The sequence below is a fragment of the Streptomyces sp. NRRL F-2664 genome (assembly GCF_000719345.1).
In the GTDB taxonomy this organism is placed as follows: Bacteria; Actinomycetota; Actinomycetes; order Streptomycetales; family Streptomycetaceae; genus Streptomyces.
The window spans coordinates 20,423-40,593 of sequence record NZ_JOFX01000032.1; the positions used below are offsets into that span (position 1 = coordinate 20,423).

The 20,171-nt window shown below is 72.2% G+C and carries 17 protein-coding genes; 2 read left to right on the forward strand and 15 right to left on the reverse strand.

Annotated elements, in window-relative coordinates:
- Positions 1–7 precede the first annotated feature (7 nt).
- The 6 genes from tap to IF89_RS46115 form a co-directional block, all read right to left on the reverse strand.
- Entirely contained in the window at positions 8–2,275 is a 2,268-nt protein-coding gene (gene tap, locus IF89_RS0124870) for a telomere-associated protein Tap (protein WP_030772250.1), read from the reverse strand.
- A gap of 130 nt (positions 2,276–2,405) precedes the next feature.
- A complete protein-coding gene (locus IF89_RS40960; protein ID WP_158717917.1) occupies positions 2,406–2,792 on the reverse strand; it encodes a hypothetical protein in 387 nt (128 codons plus the stop codon).
- Between the two features lie 111 nt (positions 2,793–2,903).
- Positions 2,904–3,167, reverse strand: coding sequence for a hypothetical protein (locus tag IF89_RS0124880; protein WP_158717918.1), 264 nt, complete (start codon positions 3,165–3,167; stop codon positions 2,904–2,906).
- Between the two features lie 45 nt (positions 3,168–3,212).
- Entirely contained in the window at positions 3,213–4,319 is a 1,107-nt protein-coding gene (locus IF89_RS46105; RefSeq protein WP_158717919.1) for a ParB/RepB/Spo0J family partition protein, read from the reverse strand.
- A 5-nt stretch (positions 4,320–4,324) separates the two neighbouring features.
- Positions 4,325–4,507, reverse strand: coding sequence for a hypothetical protein (locus IF89_RS46110; RefSeq protein ID WP_030772261.1), 183 nt, complete (start codon positions 4,505–4,507; stop codon positions 4,325–4,327).
- 155 nt (positions 4,508–4,662) lie between these two features.
- Positions 4,663–4,983, reverse strand: coding sequence for a hypothetical protein (locus tag IF89_RS46115; protein WP_051807560.1), 321 nt, complete (start codon positions 4,981–4,983; stop codon positions 4,663–4,665).
- Between the two features lie 148 nt (positions 4,984–5,131).
- On the opposite strand from IF89_RS46115, the gene IF89_RS0124900 reads away from it, so the two are divergent.
- Positions 5,132–6,121 (forward strand): helix-turn-helix domain-containing protein, encoded by a 990-nt coding sequence (locus IF89_RS0124900; protein ID WP_030772265.1) that lies wholly within the window; start codon positions 5,132–5,134, stop codon positions 6,119–6,121.
- Between the two features lie 35 nt (positions 6,122–6,156).
- On the opposite strand, the gene IF89_RS0124905 is transcribed toward IF89_RS0124900, so the two are convergent.
- The 8 genes from IF89_RS0124905 to IF89_RS0124945 form a co-directional block, all read right to left on the reverse strand.
- The gene (locus tag IF89_RS0124905; protein ID WP_043194368.1) at positions 6,157–6,741 is read right to left on the reverse strand and encodes a TIGR00730 family Rossman fold protein; all 585 of its coding nucleotides are present in this window, start codon (positions 6,739–6,741) and stop codon (positions 6,157–6,159) included.
- 56 nt (positions 6,742–6,797) lie between these two features.
- The gene (locus IF89_RS0124910) at positions 6,798–8,096 is read right to left on the reverse strand and encodes a Zn-dependent hydrolase (protein ID WP_051807563.1); all 1,299 of its coding nucleotides are present in this window, start codon (positions 8,094–8,096) and stop codon (positions 6,798–6,800) included.
- Position 8,097: 1 nt separating this feature from the next.
- Positions 8,098–10,110 carry a M13-type metalloendopeptidase gene (locus IF89_RS0124915; RefSeq protein ID WP_030772274.1) on the reverse strand — a complete coding sequence of 671 codons (2,013 nt, stop codon included), beginning with the start codon at positions 10,108–10,110 and terminating at the stop codon, positions 8,098–8,100.
- The gene (locus tag IF89_RS0124920) at positions 10,107–11,324 is read right to left on the reverse strand and encodes a JmjC domain-containing protein (protein ID WP_030772278.1); all 1,218 of its coding nucleotides are present in this window, start codon (positions 11,322–11,324) and stop codon (positions 10,107–10,109) included. The genes IF89_RS0124915 and IF89_RS0124920 overlap by 4 nt, the downstream gene beginning before the upstream one ends.
- Before the next feature lie 422 nt (positions 11,325–11,746).
- Entirely contained in the window at positions 11,747–12,253 is a 507-nt protein-coding gene (locus IF89_RS0124930) for a DinB family protein (protein WP_030772281.1), read from the reverse strand.
- A gap of 34 nt (positions 12,254–12,287) precedes the next feature.
- Positions 12,288–13,469 carry a cupin domain-containing protein gene (locus tag IF89_RS38260; protein WP_043194369.1) on the reverse strand — a complete coding sequence of 394 codons (1,182 nt, stop codon included), beginning with the start codon at positions 13,467–13,469 and terminating at the stop codon, positions 12,288–12,290.
- A gap of 48 nt (positions 13,470–13,517) precedes the next feature.
- Entirely contained in the window at positions 13,518–15,512 is a 1,995-nt protein-coding gene (locus IF89_RS40975; RefSeq protein WP_051807564.1) for a carbamoyltransferase C-terminal domain-containing protein, read from the reverse strand.
- Positions 15,496–17,487 carry a S9 family peptidase gene (locus IF89_RS0124945; protein WP_030772287.1) on the reverse strand — a complete coding sequence of 664 codons (1,992 nt, stop codon included), beginning with the start codon at positions 17,485–17,487 and terminating at the stop codon, positions 15,496–15,498. The genes IF89_RS40975 and IF89_RS0124945 overlap by 17 nt, the downstream gene beginning before the upstream one ends.
- A 229-nt stretch (positions 17,488–17,716) precedes the next feature.
- Between IF89_RS0124945 and IF89_RS0124950 the strand changes: the two genes are divergently transcribed.
- Positions 17,717–19,084, forward strand: a complete 1,368-nt coding sequence (locus tag IF89_RS0124950; protein WP_158717920.1) for an MFS transporter — start codon at positions 17,717–17,719, stop codon at positions 19,082–19,084.
- A gap of 113 nt (positions 19,085–19,197) precedes the next feature.
- Here the strand turns inward: IF89_RS0124950 and IF89_RS0124955 are convergent, their stop codons facing one another.
- Complete coding sequence (locus IF89_RS0124955; RefSeq protein WP_030772293.1) at positions 19,198–20,058, reverse strand: MerR family transcriptional regulator; 861 nt, start codon at positions 20,056–20,058, stop codon at positions 19,198–19,200.
- Between the last annotated feature and the right edge of the window lie 113 nt (positions 20,059–20,171).

The following is a 20,171-nucleotide window of genomic DNA, read 5'->3' on the forward strand; positions in this document are numbered from 1 at the left end:
CCTTCTCCTACTCTCCGTTGTCGGCGTCGGTGACGGTGCCGTCCTTGATGTACCGGGCGAGGTTGAGTTCCGGGGCGTTGAACCGCTCGCGGACCTCCTCGCCCCACAGCACGCTCTGGGTTCCCTCGTGCTTGACCAGGCCGGGGTTGATGCCGAGTTTGAAGCCGCCCGGGAGCGGTTTGCCGTCCCGGTAGGGCAGGAAGTCCAGCGGACTCGGTCCGGCGGCGGCGTAGACGACGCAGTCGGACAGGATCGCGACCGGGTACTGCCCGGTGAACGCCGCGTGCTTGACGATCTTGCGGTGCAGGTTGATCCGGGTCCGGGAGATGACCGCCGCGCGGATGTCCGGCCGCCACGTCGGCCGGGACAGGGCCCGCCACGGCTGGCCCGGCCGCCAGCCCTCGCCGCGGGGGCGCTCGCGGAGCTTGCCCAGGCCGCCCTTGACGGTCGCCTTGATGGCCGAGGCGACGATCGCCAGTTCCGGGTCGCGGTTCTTGTGGCCGTCCATTGCGGTGAGAAAGTCGGCCGGGGCGAGGTCGGCGTGGACGCCGAGGTCGGCCATCGTGGCGAGGTAGGCGTCGCGCAGCCGCTGGTACCAGCCGTCCAGGTAGCGGCCGTTGTCGTACCGGACGTACGCCTCGGTCGGCTTCACCTCGTAGCCGAGTTCCACCGCGTACGCCACGGTGGGCGTCGCGTACCAGGCCGGGCCCTCGGGGGTTTCGCCCTTCGGTGTGAACGGGGAGGGCAGCAGGGTGCCGTCCAGCTCCACCCACTGCTTGCCGGCCTTCACCTTCGACAGGTCGACGTGGGAGAGGTCCACCAGCCAGCTGCCGGGCAGCTTCGGATCGAACACCGGGTTCGTCACGTGGGTGGGCGCGCTCAGGCCGACGGGGAGCCCGTTGGCGCCGGCGGCGAAGGCCATGTTGACGTCAATGCCGACCAGGTGGCGCAGGGTGCATTCGGCGTCGGTCATCGGCCGCGCCCAGTCGTAGGCCTCCTCGAAGAGCTTCTCTGCCGGGCCGCGGACGTGGAAGCGCGGCAGGTCCGCCAGGAGGGGGTGCCCGTCGGGGGCCTCGCACGGCGCCGGGTCGACCGGGTCCTTGCCCAGGGAGCCGGGGTTGTGTTCGGAGTGGCGTCGGCCATCGGCGTCGGGCGCGGAGGCGCGGGTCGGCGGGTGCAGAGCGGTCATCAGCTCCAGGCCGGTCACTGCGGTCGAGCCGCGCGGCGTCATCACCCGGGAGGCATATACGCCCAGGAGCCGGGCGAGTTCCGCGGGTGCCAGCTGCCCGGCCTCGCCCCAGTGCCGGGCATCCAGCGCGTTCCAGGAGGGGATGCACAGCTGCATGCAGGCCCGCTCCGAACCGGTCGCGGGGCGGTAGATCCGCGCCCACGGGCCGAAGCCCCGCTTCGTCAGCTTCCACTCCGCGCGCGCGAGCTGCTTGATGACCTTGTGGCCCTCCGGCAGGCGCCCGGCGATGCGCTCCTGCTGCGTGAGCGTGACCGGTAGGCCGTAGCGCTCCAGCGCGGCCTCGGTGAGTACGAGGAGCGGGTCGGCGTCCTTGCCGGGGCCGGAGAGTTTCGGCGCCCCGAGCTTCGCCTCCTTGAGGGTCCAGTCGACCAGGGCGGGCAGGGATTTGGCGGGTACGTCCAGGACCAGGCCGCCGGTGCAGTACGCCAGCACCCGCCCGTCCTCGTCGACGTCGACGACCGCCAGCGGACCGTTTTCGAAGCGCGGGTCCGCGTCTCCCGCCGCTGCCCGGGTGCCGGCTGAAGCCGTTTTCGTAGTCGCCGGGCCGCGTGACGTCGCCGACGGCCTGCCGGTGGGCGCTGGACGGGACGCGGCCACCGGAGCGGCGGCGACCGGCGCATCAGGGGCGACGGGAGCAGGGGCCTGGGTGTTGCCGTGGGCGGCCGTAGCCGCAGCATCGGGGGCCGGGACGGTGGCCGAAGTACCGGTCTTGGGGGCTGGAGTTGCGGCGCCGGTGCAGGTCTCCGACTGCGTGGTGTCCTCGTCCGCCGCTCCAGGGTTTGCCGGGGCGGGATAGAGCCGGGCGAGGCCGTCGAGGAGGCGCGCATAAGCATCACGCTCGGGCGGGCGGGGCTCGGTCTTGCCCGCTTCCCATCCCGATACCGTCGCCCGGCGTACCCGCAGCGCGGTGGCCACTTCGTCGATTGTCAGACCGTGCGCGGCGCGCAACCGCTTGCGCTCCGGCGGCGGCGGAAGCGTGGCGCGGGACGCGATCAGAGCATCCACCGCGTCGAACAACTCGGACATGGAACACCTCCTGCGCGACACTCTAGCCCGGGAGCCGTACGCTTCGCGTACGCTTGGCGTACGAATGGCGTGCAGATTGCTGGCTGTGGGGACCAGGCACGCTGCGATCTCTCGGGCCCATGCCCGTTGCTCACCAGATCCGCATCCCGCCGAGCGGGGAGGTCCCTCCGTCCCTGTCGACGCCGACCAGGTGGGCGGACTCGGGCCCCAGGCTCGATCCGTCGTCCAGCGGGATGACGAAGAGGTGATCGCCGAAGTGGAGAGCGAGGGCTCGTCCGCTGTCCTCCTGACAACCGTCGACGGTCTTACCGATGTAGCGGTGCATGAGGTCGAGGGACCCCGGTGCAGGGAAGCGCCACTCCCGCCCTCCGTACACCCCTGTGGGGTTGCTCAAGGCTCGTAGGACCGGCCCGTCGAAGTGCAGCTCGACATAGTCGCGCACGAAAGACACGGCACTCACCTCCATGCCCACCAGCGATTGCAGTCCGTCGTGCGGATTGTTGACGTCGCTGTTCATGCGGCCATGCTGCCACTGGTTCATTTCCGTCCGGCGGGTGCCGGGCTGCTGACGTGCGCTTCGAAGGCGGCGGGTGGTGCTCGGGCTGGGGCGGTGCTCGGGGCGGACCGGTCAGTGCAGGGGGGTGGGGCCGTTGAACTCGACACCGACTCGGCAGGGGACCCGGCCGGTGGGGGTTCGTAGGAGGGGGGCGGTGTCGCCGAGCAGGAGGCGGGCGTGTTCGGGGTCGAGGGTGACCTCGACGCGGTCGCATTCGTGCGGTCGGTCGGAGGGGCCGACCAGCAGGTGGAAGGCGAGGGCGCCGTCCGCGTCGCGGGTCGTGGTGACGACCGCGTCCATGATTCCGGAGATGGGCCTGGGGGTGTGGGGCGACACGGCCGGCCCCTCCCTTCCTGTCGGTGGGTCGCGCCTGCCGGTGTGTCAGGCGCTGAGTGCGGCCGGGTCTTCCCCGGCGGCCAGTTCGTCGGCGAGCTGGTTCCACAGCCGGGCGTAGCCCTGGGCGAGCTGGGCCATCGGCTGTTTGCAGTGGGCGGGCAGGGTGGCGGCGATCTGTTGGCGGTCCTGGGTCATCACGGTGCAGGCGCTGAGGAGCCGCAGTACGTTGCGGCCGGATTCGCTGAGCCGCAGGGAGGGGTCGCGGCGCAGGGCGTCGAAGATGCGCAGCAGCCGGTCGGGGGACGGGGCGGCGGGGAGGGCCGGGCGGCGCAGGGCGAGCTGGACCGGTGCGAGGTCCACCGGTGCGGTTGTCTCGGCCGGGCGCGGGGTGGAAGCGGTGGGGTCGGTGCGGGGCTCGGCGGGATGGCCTTGCGGTTGGGGGTCGTGCGCTTCGGGGCCGGGGCTGCGGCCGGGGACGGGGTGTTGTCCGCGGCGCAGGCGGTCGCGTACGTCGGCGACGGTCGCCGGTGCCAGCCCGGCCTGGGCGGCGATCTGCCGCAGGGAGGCGCCGGGGTTGGCGCGGAGCAGTTCGCCGGCTCGTTCCCGGCCCGCGCAGGAGTTCACCGGTCGGACGCGCCCGTCGCGGCCGATCCGGCGGACGGCGGTGTCGGCAGCGCCGGTGTCCTTGCGCAGCCTGCCCACCCGGCGGGCGGAGAGTCCGGTGAGCGCGGCCACCGCGCGGTCGGACCACAGGGGGTGGACGGTGAAGATGCGGGAGGCTGCGGCGGCCCGGTCGGCCGGGGTGAGGGGGCGGCCGTGGGCTGTGTTGGTGGCCACGGCCAGCAGTTGGGCCTCGGAGGGGGGCCCGTCGAAGAACCGGACCCGGATGTCGGTGCGGCCCTGGGCGGCGGCGGCGCGCAGCCGGTGGATGCCGTCGACGACGGTCATGGTGGGGCGGTGGACGAGGATGGGCGGGAGGTCGCTCTCCGTCTCGGCGAGGGTCCGTACCCAGTCGGCGTCCTCGCCGTCCACGCGGGGTGAGAAGCCGACGGAGATCTCGTCCAGGGGGACCCGTTCGACGGGGAGGTCGAGGATTCCGCGGTCCCGGAGCCCGATCAGCCGGTCTGCTGTTTCGGCGGGGCGGGGGGCCACGGTGGTCACTGCCAGCCGAGGTCGTCGCCGCTCGGACGCTGTTCCGGGGTGGTGCTCGCAGCGGGTGACGGGGGTGTCGTCGCGGTTGCGGTGTCGGCGTGGGCGGCGCCCGCCGTGAGGGTGGCGAGGGCCAGGGCCCCCGCCATGACGGCTGCGCGGAGCATGCTGGGGGAGATCTTCGGCGACATGGTGTTCCTGCCCTTCCACCGGACGGGTTTGGTGTCGCCCCTGAGTCTGCTGAGTGCCCTGATCTGTGGAAAGGGGGTCCGGGACGGGCAAAGCGGCCTTGGCATACTCAGTCCAGCTCCGCCCGAGGACGGGTGGGCCTGGGGTGAAGCGGTAATCAAGTGGGCGGTTGTGGCGGCGGGTTGGGCAGGGCCTGCGGCAGCAGCGGTACCTCGGCCCGGAGCAGGGTCCAGCCGGCCAGCGACGGCAGGGCCGTCTGCGCCAGCTGCCACACGCGTACGGCTGCCGCCTCCGCTTCCGCCAGCGACGCAGCCCGCAGATAGACCCCGACGACCGGGCGGTCCTCGGGGTCGGGGTGCACGCTGACGTGCAGCAGGCCCTCGTATTCCTCGGCGTGGCCGGTGATGTCCGCCGCGGTGGTGTGCGGGAGTCGGCCGGAGGCGGACGAGGCCCACAAGTGGACGTGGACGAGGTACATCGAGCGCCGCAAACCCTTCGCTTCCGAATATTGACGTAGGGAGGTTGTATTCCGGACGCATGTGCCAAGGCTGTATTGATCAGTGGCCGGGTGGCCCGTATGTTTGGCGGAATCACGCATCTCATCTCCCGATCTGGAGTGGTGCTCGATGCTTGACCTGCTCGGACTCGACACGGCGGCCGAATCGGTCTACCGCGGAATCCTGGACGGGCCGCGGGACGTACCCGATCTGTGCGCCCGGCTCGGACTGTCCGAGGAGGAGGTCCGCGATGCTCTCGACCGGCTCAGCGCGATGGCCCTGGTGCGCCCGTCGACGGAGGATTCGGGGCGGATGCATGCGGTCAGTCCGCACGTCGGCATGGAAATTCTGCTCGCCCGCCAGCAGGCCGAACTCGCCCACCATCAGCAGCGGCTGGAGGAGAGCCGGGCCGCTGCCGCGCAGCTGATCCTCGAGTACGACGGGCGGAGCGACGGTACGGCCGGGGTGCGCTATTTCGACGGGATCGATTCCATACGCGACCACCTGGCCGTGTTGCGCAGCAAGGTGACCGAGGAGTTGCTCACCTTTGCCCCGGGCGGTCCGCAGACCTTGACCAACATGAATGCCTCGCGCCCGTTGAACCAGCAGTTGCTGGAACGGGGGGTGCAGATGCGTACGGTCTACCTGGATTCCATTCGCAGCTGCCCGGACACCATGGAGTATGCCCACTGGCTCTCCGAGCAGGGTTGCCAGGTGCGTACGGTGCCCTCGCTGCCGAACCGGGTGATCATTTACGACCGTCGGGCGGCGGTGATAGCGGCCGACACGGGCAACACGGCGGCCGGGGCGGTGGAGCTGACCTCGCAGGGGATGGTGGCCACGCTGCACGTGCTGTTCGAGAGCGTGTGGCAGTCGGCCGAACCGTTGGACGCGTGCAGCCGCCCGGTGCCCGGCGCCCTCAACCGGCAGCAGGCCGAGGCCCTGCGGCTGCTGGCGCAGGGCTACACCGACGAGGCCATCGGCACCCGGCTCGGTGTCTCGCCGCGCACCGCGCGCCGGATCGCTTCCGGCTTGATGGACGCCCTCGACGCTGCGAGCCGTTTCCAGGCCGGCGTGCACGCGGTGCAGCGCGGCTATCTGCCCACCGCCCCCGACTGACCGGGTGGCCCGCAGGGTCGGCCCATGGCCTGTTTTCACACCGGGGCCAGAACGGCCGCCCCCGGTGCGGCCAGCAGGTCCAGGGCTTCGTCGGCGGTCTCGGCGCTGCGGACGACACGGCGCTCCTGTGCGGTGAGGAAGCCCTCGGTCACCAGGTGGTCGAGCATGGCGAGCATCGGGGTGTAGAAGCCGCGGTGGTTGACGACCACGACGGGCTTCTCCATCAGGGAGAGCTGGTTCCAGGTGGCCACCTCCATCAGCTCGTCCATGGTGCCGATCCCTCCGGGCAGCACGGCGAAGCCGGTGGAGAGCCGGTACATGAGCGCCTTGCGCTGGTGCATCGAGCGCACCACGAACGTCTCGCCGCGGGCCCGGTCCGCGCGCTCCCGCTCGTAGAGGCTGCGGGGGAGCACTCCGGTGACGGTGCCGCCGCCGGCCAGCACCCCGTCCGCGACGGCTCCCATCACGCCCACTCCCCCGGCGCCGTAGACCAGGTCCCGGCCGCGGCGGGCGAGTTCGTAGCCGAAGGCGCGGGCGAAGGCGACGTGGTCCTCGCTGGCTCCGGGGCGGGCGCCGCAGAACACCGCGATCCGTTCGCTCGTGGTGACGGGCGTCTGCATGGGCTCTTGCTCCCCGGTTGTCCTCGTACGTTCGACCGGACCGTCTCCCGGCCGGTTCACAGCACGGTCCCGTCGGCCACCCGCAGGGCGGTGCGCAGCAGCACCCGGGCTCCGGCCACCAGGTCCTCCGGTCGGCTGTCCTCCTCGGGTACGTGGCTGATTCCGCCGAGGCTCGGGACGAAGATCATTGCGATCGGGGCGAGGTCGGCCACCACTTGCGCGTCGTGGCCCGCGCCGCTGGGCAGGACCTCGTGGGTCAGGTCCAGGGCGTCCGCGCTCTGTTCGATCGCCGTGCGCAGGCGCAGGTCTGCGGAGACCGGGTCCGAGCGGGTCTCGGCCACCACTTCGATCTCGGTGCCGGTGGACAGCTCGATGGAGCGGAGCATCCGGCGCAGGACCTGTTCGGCGCCGGTCATCCGCCATACGTCGGTGTCGCGGAGGTCCACCGTCAGGCGGACGGCGCCGGCGATGGTGTTCGGCGTGTTGGGGTGGGGGTCGAGGCGGCCGACGGTGGCCACCCGGCACAGTCGGCGCTCCGTTGCCAGGTTCTCCGTCGCCAGGACGACCCGGGCCGCGGCGGCCATCGCGTCGCGCCGGCCCGCCATGGGGCTGGTTCCCGAGTGCCCGGCGCTGCCGCGTACCTCCAGGGTGAGTACGGTCCGGCCGGTGATGGCTTCCACCACGCCGATGCGGTTGCCGCTGCGTTCCAGTACCGGTCCCTGCTCCACGTGGAGTTCCAGGTAGGCGGCGATGGAACCGGCCGGCCAGCAGGCACTGCCCAGCGCGTCCAGGTCTCCGCCGGCCCGGCGCAGCGCTTCGCGCAGCGGCCTGTTGTGGTGGTCGGCGGGTTCCTGGGGCAGCGCGTCGAGCCGTCCTGCGACGGCCATGGATCCCCAGAACGGTTGGGGGAACAGGGCTCCCTCCTCGTTGGCGAAGGCCACCGCGACCGGCTCGCAGGCGGTGTCCAGTCCCGAATCGGCGAGGGTCTGCACCACTTCCAGGGCGGCGAGCACCCCGTATGCGCCGTCCAGCCGTCCGCCGTTGACCACGGTGTCCAGGTGTGAGCCCATCATGAGCACCTGCCGTTCGCCGGCCTCGCCGCCGACGGAGCCGGGGCAGGCGCGTACCACGATGTTCCCGGCGGCGTCGACCGAGGGGGCCAGTCCGGCCGTCCGGGCCTGGTCCATCAGGTAGGTGCGCCCCTGGCGGTCGGCGGCGCTGAAGCCCTCCCGGGTGATGCCTCCCGTCATCGGGTCCGCGCCGATGCGTGCCAGCTCGGCGACGCGCCGCAGCAGACGGTCGGGGTCGATGTCCAGGGTGCGCTGTTCGCCCCGCTCCAGTACCTGGTCGCTCATCTCACTCGCTCCTCGGCGCCATCAGCGTGAACCGGTTGGCCGGCCGGATGTACATGCGGTCGCCCTCGCCGACCCCGAACGCTTCGTAGAAGGCGGGGATGTGGCCGAGGACGCCGTTGCAGCGGAATCGGGGTGGTGCGTGGGTGTCGTTCTCCAGGCGCTCGCGCATCCGCTCCGGGGTGCGCTTGGCGCGCCACATCGACGCCCACAGCACGAAGAACCGGCGCAGTTCGCGGCGGCGGGCGGCTCCGGTCACCGCGCGGGAGGCCAGGTGTTCGTCGAACGCGGCCTGTGCCACGGTCAGTCCGGCGATGTCGGCGATGTTCTCGGCCAGTGTGCGGGCGCCGCTGACCCGGCGGCCGCCGGGTCCTTCGGGCGTGTAGCGGTCGTACTGGGCCGTGAGCGGGGCGGTACGGCGGTCGAATTCGGCGCGGTCGGCGCCGGTGCGCCAGGCGCGGACGAAGGCGTGTGCCATTTCGTGGCAGACGATCGCGCCGAGCACCGCGTGGTCGCGGGCCGGGTCCGCCCCGGCGGTGAACACCGGGGGCCGCAGGAGTCCGGCCGGGACCACGACCTGGTTGAGTCCGTGCCGGTAGTAGGCGGTGACGGCCTGTGGCAGGACGCGCCATTCGGCCGGGTCGGGCGGGCCGGCGAGCCGGCTGAGCTGGTGGGCGAACAGTCGGGCCCGGCCGCGTTTGACGTTGCCGATCAGGTCGGCGGGGTCGGTGACCAGGGGGCCGGGCTCGGGCGGGCGGCCGGGACGGGGGTGGTCCGGGTGGTGGGTGGCGGGGCCGCCGAGGTCGAAGCGCATGCCGGCCAGCAGTGCCAGGTTGGCCGCCCGGCCTGCGGGGCTTGGCCAGTCGGCCGCGGCCAGCCGGTCGCGGAAGGCGGTGGCCAGCCGGTCCACCAGGGCGGTGGCGGCGTGGAGGGTGTGCGGGTCCAGGTGGGTGCGCAGGTAGCGGGCGCCGACCAGGTCGCCTGCGGCGGTCTGGACGAAGGCGGTGGCCCGCAGCCGGCGCGGCCAGGGCCGGCGGACGCCGGTCAGGTCCCGCCAGTAGAAGCTGAAGTGCTCGCCGAACATCCGGCGTGGCCCGAACGGGGCCATGTCGTGGAGGTAGCGCCAGGCCAGCCAGAGCCGCAGGGAGTCCAGCTCGGTGGTGGCCCACCAGTGGTCGAGGGCGTCCAGGAAGCCGGCGGGCCGGATTCGCACGCGGGCGGCGCCGGGTACCGGGCCGAGTTCCTGCAGCCACTGCGTCCAGGGGAACCCGCGGTCCCGGTCGGCCAGCTCGGCGGCGGTGCCGGGCACCGGGGGGGCGTCGGGGGCACCGGCACCCGTGCTGTCCGGCGGGACGTGCCCGCCGGACAGCAGGGTTTCCGCCCGCAGGACGCGGGCCGCGGCCGATTCGGCGTCGGGCAGCCCGGCGAGGGAGAGCATCGCCGCCACGTGGACGGCGTACCGCTCGCGCAGGCGCCCGCTGCGCGCCTCGCGGTACAGCGAGGCGGAGGGCAGGCCGAGGCCGGACGGGGTGAGGTCGAGTACGTACTGGCGTGCGTCGATGGTGACGGCGGGGGCGGCGGCGCCGGTCACGCCCTGCGCCTGCAGCCGTCCCAGCACCCGGGCGAGTGCCCGTCGGTCGGGCGCGGTGCGGATCGCGGCGAGGTCGCCGGCGAGGGCGCCGATGCCGAGCTCCTCGATCCGCGGTTCGTCCATGAAGCTCGTGTACAGGTCGGTGATGCGGCGCCCGTCGGGGTCGGTGCCGGGGGTCCGTACCAGGGCGGCGACCTCCTCCTGCACCTGTTCGGCGAGGAGGGACAGCATGGTGGCCTCGGCCCGGTGCTCGGGCAGGACGAACGCTTCGGCCCAGCGGCCCGATGCGTACTGGTGGAAGTCGTCCTGCGGGCGGACCGAGGGGTCGAGCAGTTCGGGCTCGGTGCCGTGGGTCTCGGCAGCGGGGTCGAGGATGTCGGCGGGCGGGCGGGCGGGGGCCGGGACGGCGGTGGGGGCGGTGGTCATCGGTTCACGCTTCCCGCTGCGACGGGGGCCGGTTCCAGCAGGCCGAGCCGGGTCAGGGACTCGGCGGCGCGTACGGAGCGGGGGGCGGGGGCGCCCTGGAGCAGTTCCCCGGCCCGGACCGAGCCGCCCGCCTCCAGCAGGCGCAGGGTGGCGGCCACCGCGTCGGGGACGGCAAGGGTGTGGCCGTTGACGGTCAGCTGCGTTCGGCCGCCCTCGCTCGGGCCGATCGCCACCGGGATCCTGCTGCGCTGCAGCGGGTCGTGCGGGGTGAGACCGCACAGGGAGGCCAGCCGTTCGAACTCACGGGGCGGGAAGGCGCCGGCCCGCTCCTGGCCTGCTGTGGTGAGGCGGGCCGCTTCTGCGGCGGGGGCCACCTGGGCCAGCCGTTCGGCGAGCAGGGCAAGCTTGGCGGCGAGCGCGGTGGCGGCCGGGCCGCCGTCGGTGCCCGTGCCGCCGAGGTGGGGGACGGTGGCGAACTCCTCGCCGGCGGTCAGTGCGTCCACCGTCTCGCGCAGGAGGTCGCGCCAGCGGCGGGGGGTGACGGTGACCGATACGTGCAGGGAGACCAGGTCCCCCGCGGCGGCGGCGTGCGGGGTGCCGTACGGCAGGTAGAGCACGTCGCCGGGGTGCAGGGTGGTTTCCAGGGCGGGCTCGCCGAGGGTGCCGTCGGGGTAGGTGGCGGGGTCGCTGCGGCGTTCGCCGGCCGGCTCCCAGATCCGCCAGCGCTTGGTGCCCTCCGTCTGCACGACGAACACGTCCAGCGGGTCGTGGTGGGGGGCGTAGCCGTCGTGGCCGGCGGGGGTGAGGAAGGCGACCGCCTCGGCCGGGGCGGCGAAGGCCTGGGTGAACGCCTGGACCAGGCGGCGGGCGGAGGGCAGGAAGTGGTGGAGGTAGTTCCAGGTGATGGTGCCGCCGGAGCGGAACAACTCGTAGACCTGCTCGGGCACGACGGCCTCGGTGAGTGCCGCGCCGTGCTCGGTGGCCACCCTGGTGTAGGCCTTGCCGGGGATGCCCTGGCCGCCGCGGGCCACGCGGATGTAGGCGGGGTGCACGGTCTCCATGGCGATGAGGTCGTCGAGCCGGCCGACCGACACCAGCTCCCGGGCGCGGGCGGCGTCCAGCGCCCCGCGGCGCAGCAGCGGGCGCTCGCCGAAGTGCCGTGAGAAGAACTCGTCGGTGTCTCCGACCAGTTCCTCGAAGGTCCAGTCCGTCACGATCCCGTCTCCTGTCCGCGTCCCTGCGTGCCTGCGGCCGTGCGGCCAAAGGGGCGGCCGGAGCCGCCCCTTGTGCCGCGACCGGCTATTACTGGATGTTCACGTGGTACGCGGTGGCCAGCAGCTCGGCGGAGGTCTCGATGAACTCGATGTCGTCGTAGGTGTTCTCCATGACAATCAACTCCCTTTTTCTGTGGCCGGGTTGTTCCCGGCGTTGATGAAATGTTGTCCCACGGGCGGGGTCGCGGTCAACGAATGCCGATGGTGTTCAACCTGTTCAACCGATGCCGTGTGCGCACTTGAACGGAAATCCCGGAAGAAGGTTCGGAAGAGAGCTGGGCGGAAACACGAAAAAGCCGTGCCTCGCTGCCGGGAAGGGCAGTGAGGCACGGCGTGAAAGGGGTTTGGCAGGTGCCGGTGATTCAGACTCCGGTGGTGCCGTCGATTCCCTCGCGGAGGAAATCGGCGTGTCCGTTGTGCCGGGCGTATTCGTGGATCATGTGGAGCATCACCCAGCGGAGCGAGACGTCGAGGCCGCGGCGACGCTCGTGGACGACGAGTTCCAGGGAGCCGGCCTCCTTCTCGATGCGCCGGGCGTGTTCGACCTCGGCCTGCCAGGCGGCGAATGCGGCGGGCACGTTCGCGTCGTCGGCCTCGTAGGCCGTCTGGAAGTCGAAGTCTTCGGACCACACCAGCGGAATGTCCTGCCCGTCGACCACCCTGCGGAACCAGGACCGTTCCACTTCGGCCATGTGCCGGACCAGGCCCAGGAGGGTGAGGGTGGAGGGTGGCATGGAGCGGGTGCGGAGCTGGTCGTCGGACAGGCCGGCGCATTTCAGTTCGAGGGTCTGCCGGTGGAATTCCAGGTGGGCGCGGAGCATTTCGCGCTCGTCGGCGATGGTGGGCGGAGAAGGTCGTTCGATGGTCATCGCCGGATCCTCTCATCCGGAGGGCGGGTCCGGTTCAGGCTGCTACCTCCAGCAGGCCGATCCTGGCCAGCCCTTGCGCGGTGCGGGTGGCCCGTTCGGCGGGGACTCCGGGGAACACGTTGGCGGCGGACATCTGTTCGCCCACTGCGAGGCGCGCGAGGCTGGCGGCCACCGGCTCGGGCACGGCGATCCGGTGCCCGTTGACGGTGAGTTGGACCCGTCCGCGGTCGGGAGCGTCGAATGCGACGGTGGCGGCGGTGCGGCGCATCGGCGTGTCGGGTTCCAGGGCGTCGAGGCGGGCGGTGGTGCGGAAGGTGTTCCCGGCGGAGTTGCCGGGCATCCGGCGGCCGAGCTCGGCCAGCCGGTCCAGCTCCGGTCCGGGGGCGAGGGTGGCTAGGCGCTCGGCAACGGCTCGCAGCTTCTCGGTGAACAGCGTCTCGGTGGCGAGCGTGCGGTCCGCGCCGATGAACGGGAACTCGTTGAACTCCGGGTCCCGGACGAGCTCCTCGAAGGTCTGCCCCAGCAGGTCCTTCCACATCCGCGGGCGGATCATGATGGAGAGGTGGACCGAGGCCAGCTCCTCGGCGGCGGCCGCGTGCGGGGTGTCGTACGGCAGGTAGAGGACGTCGCCGGGCTCCAGCAGGACGTCGATGACCGGCTCGCCGAGCTGCTCGGCGGTGTACGAGGCCGCCTCACCGCGGCGGACCTCGGCCGGGTTCCACAGCCGCCACCGCTTGGTGCCCTCGGTCTGCACGATGAACAGGTCGACGGGGTCGTGGTGCGGGGAGAAGCCCTGCTTGCCGGCCGGGGTCAGGAAGGCCACGCAGTCGGTCTTGGCGCCGAAGCGGTCGCTGATGACGCGGGTGAAGTCGCGCAGCGAGGTGTCGAGGTGGTTCAGGGAGCTCCACACGATGGTGGCGCCGGCCCGGAACAGCTCGTAGACCTTCTCCGGGACGATGGCGTCGGTGAGGTCGGTGCCCTGGACGGTGATGGTCCGGGTGAACCCCTGGTCGGGGACGCCGGCGCCCTTGAGGTTGGCCCTCAGGTAGGGCGGACGGATGATGTCGAGCTGGACCAGCTCGTCGAGCCGACGCAGCGAGAGGATGTCCTGGGGGGCCTTCAGCGCGCCCTTGCGCAGCAGCGGCTTCTTGTTGAAGTACTCGGCGAAGAATTCCTTCTCGTCACCGACCAGGTCGGCGAAGGTGTAGTGCGTCATGCTGGTAGTCCGTTCCAGGTGTCCGGGATCTTCTCCGGAAGGCGGGTGTCAGTGGCGCAGGGCGGGGGCGTCGCCGAAGACGGTGCCCGGGCCGTGGTCGCGGCGGAACTGTTCGAGGCTCTGCGCGAAGGCCGGGTCCTTGGAGGCGACCCGTTCGGCGAGCAGCCGGATCCGGTTGGGGGTCCAGGTGTCCGGGTCGGCCAGGAGCTGCGGGGTGCCGGTGAGGAGCAGCAGGCCGGCTTCGGTGTGGCCGCGGTCGAGCCAGGACTGCCAGATCGCGTCGCGGTCGGCCTCCTGTCCGGCGAAGAATGCGGTGGCCCGGGGGTGCGGGCCGGTCGGCGGGGCGGCGTCTGCGGTGCCGTACTCGTGGAGGAGCACGCGGCGGCCGGCCAGGTAGACGGTGCGGATGCCCTTGCGGACGGCGAAGTTGAGCGCTTGTGCGGCGGTGTCGGCAATCGGCTCCCCCTTGTCGTTGAGGGAGGTGTTGCACACGATCGGAACCCCGGTGGCGTCCCGGAACGCCTCGATGGCCCGGTGCAGCAGCGGGTTGTCGGCGGCGGCCAGGGTCTGGTGGCGGGCGGTGCCGTCGAGGTGGAGGACGGCCGGTATCCGGTCTCGGACTTCGGGGCGGACCCGGGCGGCCTCCAGCATGTAGGGCGAGGGGCGGTCCTGCTCGAACCAGTCGCCGGCGTGCTCGGCGAGCACGATGGGGGCGACCGGACGCCACCACTGACGCTGCTTGTACTCGTTGAGGAGGTCCTTGACCTTCCCCGAGCGGGGGTCTCCGAGCAGGCTTCGGTGGCCGAGGGCGCGGGGTCCCATCTCGGCGGCGCCGTCCGCCCAGACCACCACCGAGTCGGTGAGGTCCTCGGCGAACCGCTCCGGTGTGAAGTCCGCGACCTCTTCGATGAACGGGGCGAACACGGCGAGCGCCTCGTCGATCTCGTCGGCGCGCAGGTCGTTGCCCTGGTAGGCGGTGGCGATCGTGAGGTCGGCGGTGTCGAGGGCGCCGGTCGTCCACAGCCCGAGCAGGCCCAGGCCCAGCGCTACGCCGGAGTCGTTGGCGCAGGGCGGGGTCAGCAGGCCCCGGAACCGGTACCGCTCCAGCATCCGGGTGTTGGCCTGCACGTTGAGGGCGAAGCCGCCGCTGACGGAGAGGTAGGCGTCCTCGGGGCGCACGCCTCCCAGCGCGGCGAGTGTGTCGACGGTGCGAGCCGTGATCAGCTCGCAGCACTCCTGGACCACCTTCATCACGGCGCTGTGCAGGTTCTCCTCGGCGGTGAACCGCACGTCGGGGGCGGTGCCGGCCAGCTGCCGTTCCGCTTCGGCGAGGACTCGCCGGACCAGGCCGAACGCGGCGGCCCAGGGCTGCACGTGCCCGCCGAAGAAGGTGAGGTCGCCGAGTTCGGCGGCCGCGTCGAGGTCGACTGCGGTGTCGCAGGCGGAGGCGAGTGCCATCAGGGTGCCCGGCTCCTTGCCCAGCACCCGGTCGGCGGCGTGGTAGAGCGGCGCGGGCGACTCGATCGGGGCGAAGGTGATGTCGCCGCGGACCGATACGCATCCGGCGTAGTAGGCGGGGGGCAGTTCCCGCTCCAGGACCAGGTCGGGGGCGGCGTCCACCGCGAGCCCGATGATCACCGACTCCTTGAACAGCCGGGTGTCCGTCATCAGTCCGCTGAACAGGTGGCCCAGGCTGTGCAGCGGCAGCCCCTCGGCTCCCCGGGGCAGCTGGAGCGGCTGGTGGCCGGGCAGGCCGGGGGTGCCCCAGCTGACGGTGACGTCGGCGGGGGTGAGGCCCTCGCCGGCCAGCAGATGGGCGAGGAAGGCCTCGGACCGCTCGGCCGTGTAGAGCGGCCAGGAGTGGTGCTTCTGTCCGCTGATCCGTTCCAGCTCCCAGTGCCGGACCAGTTCGACCCGGTCGGCGGTGCGCCGCCACAGGGAGAGGTTGTGGTCGTGGCGCGGGGAGATGACGGCCCGTTCGCCGGGCGGGGTGAGATAGGTGGAGAGGATGTACTCGGCGGGTTGGTCAGTGTGCGGGGGCACAGTCGTCCTCCTCGGGCATCTGGCGGGACCACCAGTCGAGAATCGCCTCGTAGCGGGCGATGCGGTGGCTGGGCAGACCGGTGCGGGACATGTCGTGCCCCTCGCCGGGGAACAGCAGCAGCTCGACGGGGACCCCGCGCATCTTCAGCGCGACGAACATCCGCTGTGCCTGCTCCATGGGGGTGTGCCGGTCCTCCTCGGACTGGATGAACATCATCGGGATGTCGATCCGGTCGGCGTAGCTGATCGGGCTGAGCTCCGCCCACCGGGCGGTGTCGGCGCCGTACAGGGCGATGGAGTTGTTGACCCCGTCGTCGGCCGAGCCGAAGTGGCTGTCGATGGCGTAGCAGCCGCGCTCGCCCATCGCTGCCCGGAACCGCTTGCCGTGGTGGGCGGCCAGCCAGGCCGACATGTAGCCGCCGAACGAGCCGCCCTGGACGCCGACGCGGTCGGCGTCCAGGGAGGTGTCGCGCAGCGCGTGGTCGAGCAGGGCCAGCAGGTCGGGGGCGGTCCGACGGGCCAGGTCGTCGGCGGCCCAGCGGCCGTGCGCCTGCCCGTAGCCGGAGGTGCCGCGCGGGTTGCCGAGGACCACCGCGTAGCCGGCGCGGGCGTAGACCTGCGCCTCCTCGAAGGAGGCGGGCCCGTTGAGGGTGTAGCCCCACTGGGTGTACGGGCCGCCCTTGATCTGGAGCAGTACCGGGTGCGGTCCGGGGCCCTCGGGGCGGACCAGCCAGCCCTGGAGGGGGTATCCGTCCTCGGCGTGCGCGGTGAACTCCTCGATCGGTCGCAGCCGTGCGCGGGCGCGCAGTTCGGCGCCGAAGGAGGTCAGTTCGCGTTCGGTGCCGTCGCGCAGCAGGGTGAGGTCGCCGGCGCTTTCGGCCGAGGACAGTACGGCGGCCACGGTGGTGGTGCCGTCCGGGGCCTCGGCCACCGCGAACCCGTTGACCTGGCGGAGGCCGGTGACGACCGGGCGGGGTTCGCCGCCGTCGTAGGGCACGAGGACCAGGTGGACCTCGCCGTGCCAGTCGTTGGGGAAGTACACCCCGTCCCGGCCGGTCCGGATCATCAGGGAGGAGAAGCTCAGGTGGTGGGTCTCGGGGTCGGTGAGCCGGACCGGGTCGGCGGAGCCGTCGCTGGGGACCGACCACAGGCCGTAGCTGCTGGCGCCCCGGGCGCGGCCGTCGGGGGTGAGGGTCTCGGCGGCGAAGTGGACGTTCCTGCCGTCCGGGGAGAACTGCGGGCAGCTCATTTCCAGGCCGCCCCGTGTGAGGGGGCGCTGGCCGGTACCGTCCGGGGCGCATATCCACACGTCACGGCGCAGGTCGTCGGCGTGCCCGGGGTGGCGGCCGGAGACGAAGGTGAGCTGGGAGCCGTCCGGGCTCCAGGCCACCTCGTCGTGGTCGAAGGGGCCCGAGGTGAGCTGGGCGGCGGCCGGGGCGGCGGCGAAGGCGCCCGTGGCGAACGGGGCGGTGACGAAGACGTGGCGGGGCCGGTCGAAGGTGAAGCCGAGGCCGTCGGCCATGTAGCGCAGCGCGGTGATCCGGCGCGGCCGCTCCTTGCCCGGCGGTACGCCGGGCAGGTACCGGCCCGGCTCGGGCACCCGGGCGGTGAAGGCGAGCCGGGTGCCGTCCGGGCTCCACGCCGGCTGACCGGCGCCGAGCGGCAGGTCGGTCACGGGGAACGGGTCGCCGCCGTCCATGGGGAGCAGGTGGATCTGGGCAGGACCACCTGCGGGCAGCGGGCGCAGGAAGGCGAGCCAGCGTCCGTCCGGGGAGAAGGCCGGGGCGCTGTCGGAGGGGCCCCGGGTGAGCCGACGGGCCGGCGTGGACCCGTCGGTCGCGGCCACCCACAGCTCGGTCGCGTTGGCATCGGCGGCCGCGTCGGGCGCCGTCACGCTGACGGCAGCCAGACGTCCGTCGCCGGACAGGGTGGGCCGTCCCAGAATTCGCAGCAGATCGATATCCGTAGGGAGCATGGACGGAAAATTAGGGGTGGAATCCGAATATCCTCAACCGCGTTCAACTGCGCCGTTCAACTGCTCCGCACACGTGCGGCCCAACTGCGTTGTGTCGACGGCTTCTTTGGCCTTTGGGGGTGTTCAACCGCGGTAATGCGGCGGTTGAACGGGGAAGTTGAGCAGGCCACGTATGTCCGGCATCATCGTGCGCTCCTGCCCGTCAACCGCAGATGGTGAGGTCTCCGCAATGACCCGAGCAGAAGGCCTCCCCGAGGGACCGCCGAAGGGGCCGCAGAAGGGGCCGTTGAAGGGGCCGTTGGCGAACCCGGATTTCCGGCGGCTGTGGACCGCCGGGTTCGTCTCGGAGACCGGCGACTGGATCTTCATGATCGCCATGCCGGTGTACGTCTACCAGCTCACCGGTTCGGTCACGGCCACCGCGACCAACTTCATCCTGGAGCTGCTGCCCGGTCTGCTGCTGTCGCCGGTGGCCGGGGTGCTCGCGGACCGCTGGGACCGGCGGCGGCTGATGATCGGCGTGAGCCTGCTCCAGGTGCTGGTACTGCTGCCGCTGCTCGCCGTCGACGGGCCCGGCCAGCTGTACCTGGTCAACCTGGTCACCTGCGCGCAGGCGGCGCTCGCCACGGTCTTCCAGCCCGCCAAGTACGCGCTGCTGCCTTCGGTGGTCGCTCCGGAGGATGTCGCCGCCGCCAACGGCCTGGCCAGCCTCAACGGCAACCTGGCGCGGCTGCTGGGTGCCTCCTGCGGCGGGTTCGTGGTGGCGGGGCTGGGGCTGCCGGGAGTCCTGGTCATCGACGCGGCCTCCTTCTTGGTGGCGGTGGCGCTGCTGGCCCGCCCGTTCGGGGTGCCGCGGCCGGCTGCGGTGCGGGAGCCGGTGTGGCAGGCGTGGGTGGCCGGGCTCCGGGAGATCAGGAACCGGCGCGGGCTGCGGCTGATGGTGCTGCCGGTGGGGCTGATCGGCCTGGCGCAGGGCCTGTTCGCCGTGCTGTTCGTCGTTTTCGTGACCGAACGGCTGGGCGGCGGCGAGGGCGAAACCGGTCTGCTGCGCGGGGTCCAGGCGATCGGCGGTATCGCGGGCGGGGCGTTGATCGGCACGCTGGCCCGTCGCACCGATCCCGGCCGGCTGCTGGGCTGGGCGCTGCTGGTGTTCTCCGCCATGACCGCCTTCACCTGGAACAGCGCGTACGTGACCACTGCGATCTGGTTCCAGGCGGCGCTGTTCGCGGTGCTGGGTGCGCCGGGGATCGGGGTGTTCGCGGGCCGGATGGCCATCGTGCAGCTGCACACCTCGGATGCCACCCGCGGGCGGGTCCTGGCCAGTTTCCAGAGCGTGTTCGACGGGTTCACGGCCCTGGGCATGGCGCTGGCCGGCGCCCTGGCCGGGCTGCTCGGGCTGCCGTTCGCACTCGACGTCCAGGCCGCGCTGCTGGGCGTGGCGGGGGTGTTGGCGCTGTGGCACTTCCGGCCCGGGGCACGGGCGGCGGAGGCGGCCGAGCCGCACGCCGGTGCGGCCACGGGCACTGAGGCGGCCGGCACCGCCGGCGCACCGGACCGGACGCCGTCGCCGGCGTCCTCCTCCCCCGCTTCTCCCTGAGCGACGTCGCCGACGTCGAGGTTCGTCAGGACGAGCAGGGTGCGCGGGTTGCGTGGCAGGGTCGGTGCGGAGTGCGGCTGCTCGTGTCGGGCCGGCTCTGGGGCCGACGCCGGTCAGCAGATCCGCGGGTCGGTGTCAGCGTGCTGCTCGCCCGCGTGAAGCAGTTCGATGACCCGTTCCTCGTAGCGGATGCGGGCCGGGGAGAAGTCGTACGGCATCTTGCCGATGGCCTCCCTCGCGCTCATCCTCGCCTCGTCTCCTTCCTCGCCCTCGTGCTCGTCCTCCCGGTCGAGGAGGGCGTCGAGGGCTTCTTCCAGGCCGGATCGTTCGCCGGTGGCTGCCAGGGCGGCTTCGTGAGCGCATCGCTGGGCAGCCAGGTCTTCGATGCGGGGGTCGTCGGGGGCCATGGTGTCGTCCAGGGCCGCCTCGGCCCGGGCCAGTCGGTCCTCCTCGGCCCGCAGGTCGGGGTGGGTGGCCAGGACGATGAACCGGTTGGCCTGGATGGCGGCGCCCAGAGGGCCGAAAGTGCGCTCCGTGACCAGGAGGGAGTCGAGGTCGGCGGAGCGCAGGGCTCCTGGCGGTAGATCGCGCAGGCGGCCGGTGACCAGCGGTGGGAGCAGGCCCAGGGGGCTGCCCACCTCGCGGAGGCGGTTCACGGCGGCCCGCTGGGTCTCGATGGCGGCCGCCTTGGAAGCGAGGGACTCCTCCAGGCGGGCCAGGGACTGCTCGATTTGTGTGCCGTCCTTGAAGGCGGCGTGGATGTCGTCCAGGGAGATGCCCGCGTCGGCCATCTTGCGGATCCACAGCAGGCGGATCATGTCGTCGTATCCGTAGCGGCGGCGGTCGTCGCTGCCGCGTTCGGGTTCGGCGAGGAGCCCGATGGCGTGGTAGTGGCGGATGGCGCGGGGTGTGGTCCCGGCGAACGCGGCGGCGTCGCCGATCTTGACCCGGCGGGGAATCGCAGGAAGGGGCATGGGAGGGGACCTCTCGATGGTGCGTTCGCCGCCTACTGGAGCACATGCCGCTACGGCACATGCAACCCGCAGACTCTCGATGCCGGGCCCGTCGCGGCCGCCGTCGTGCTCGC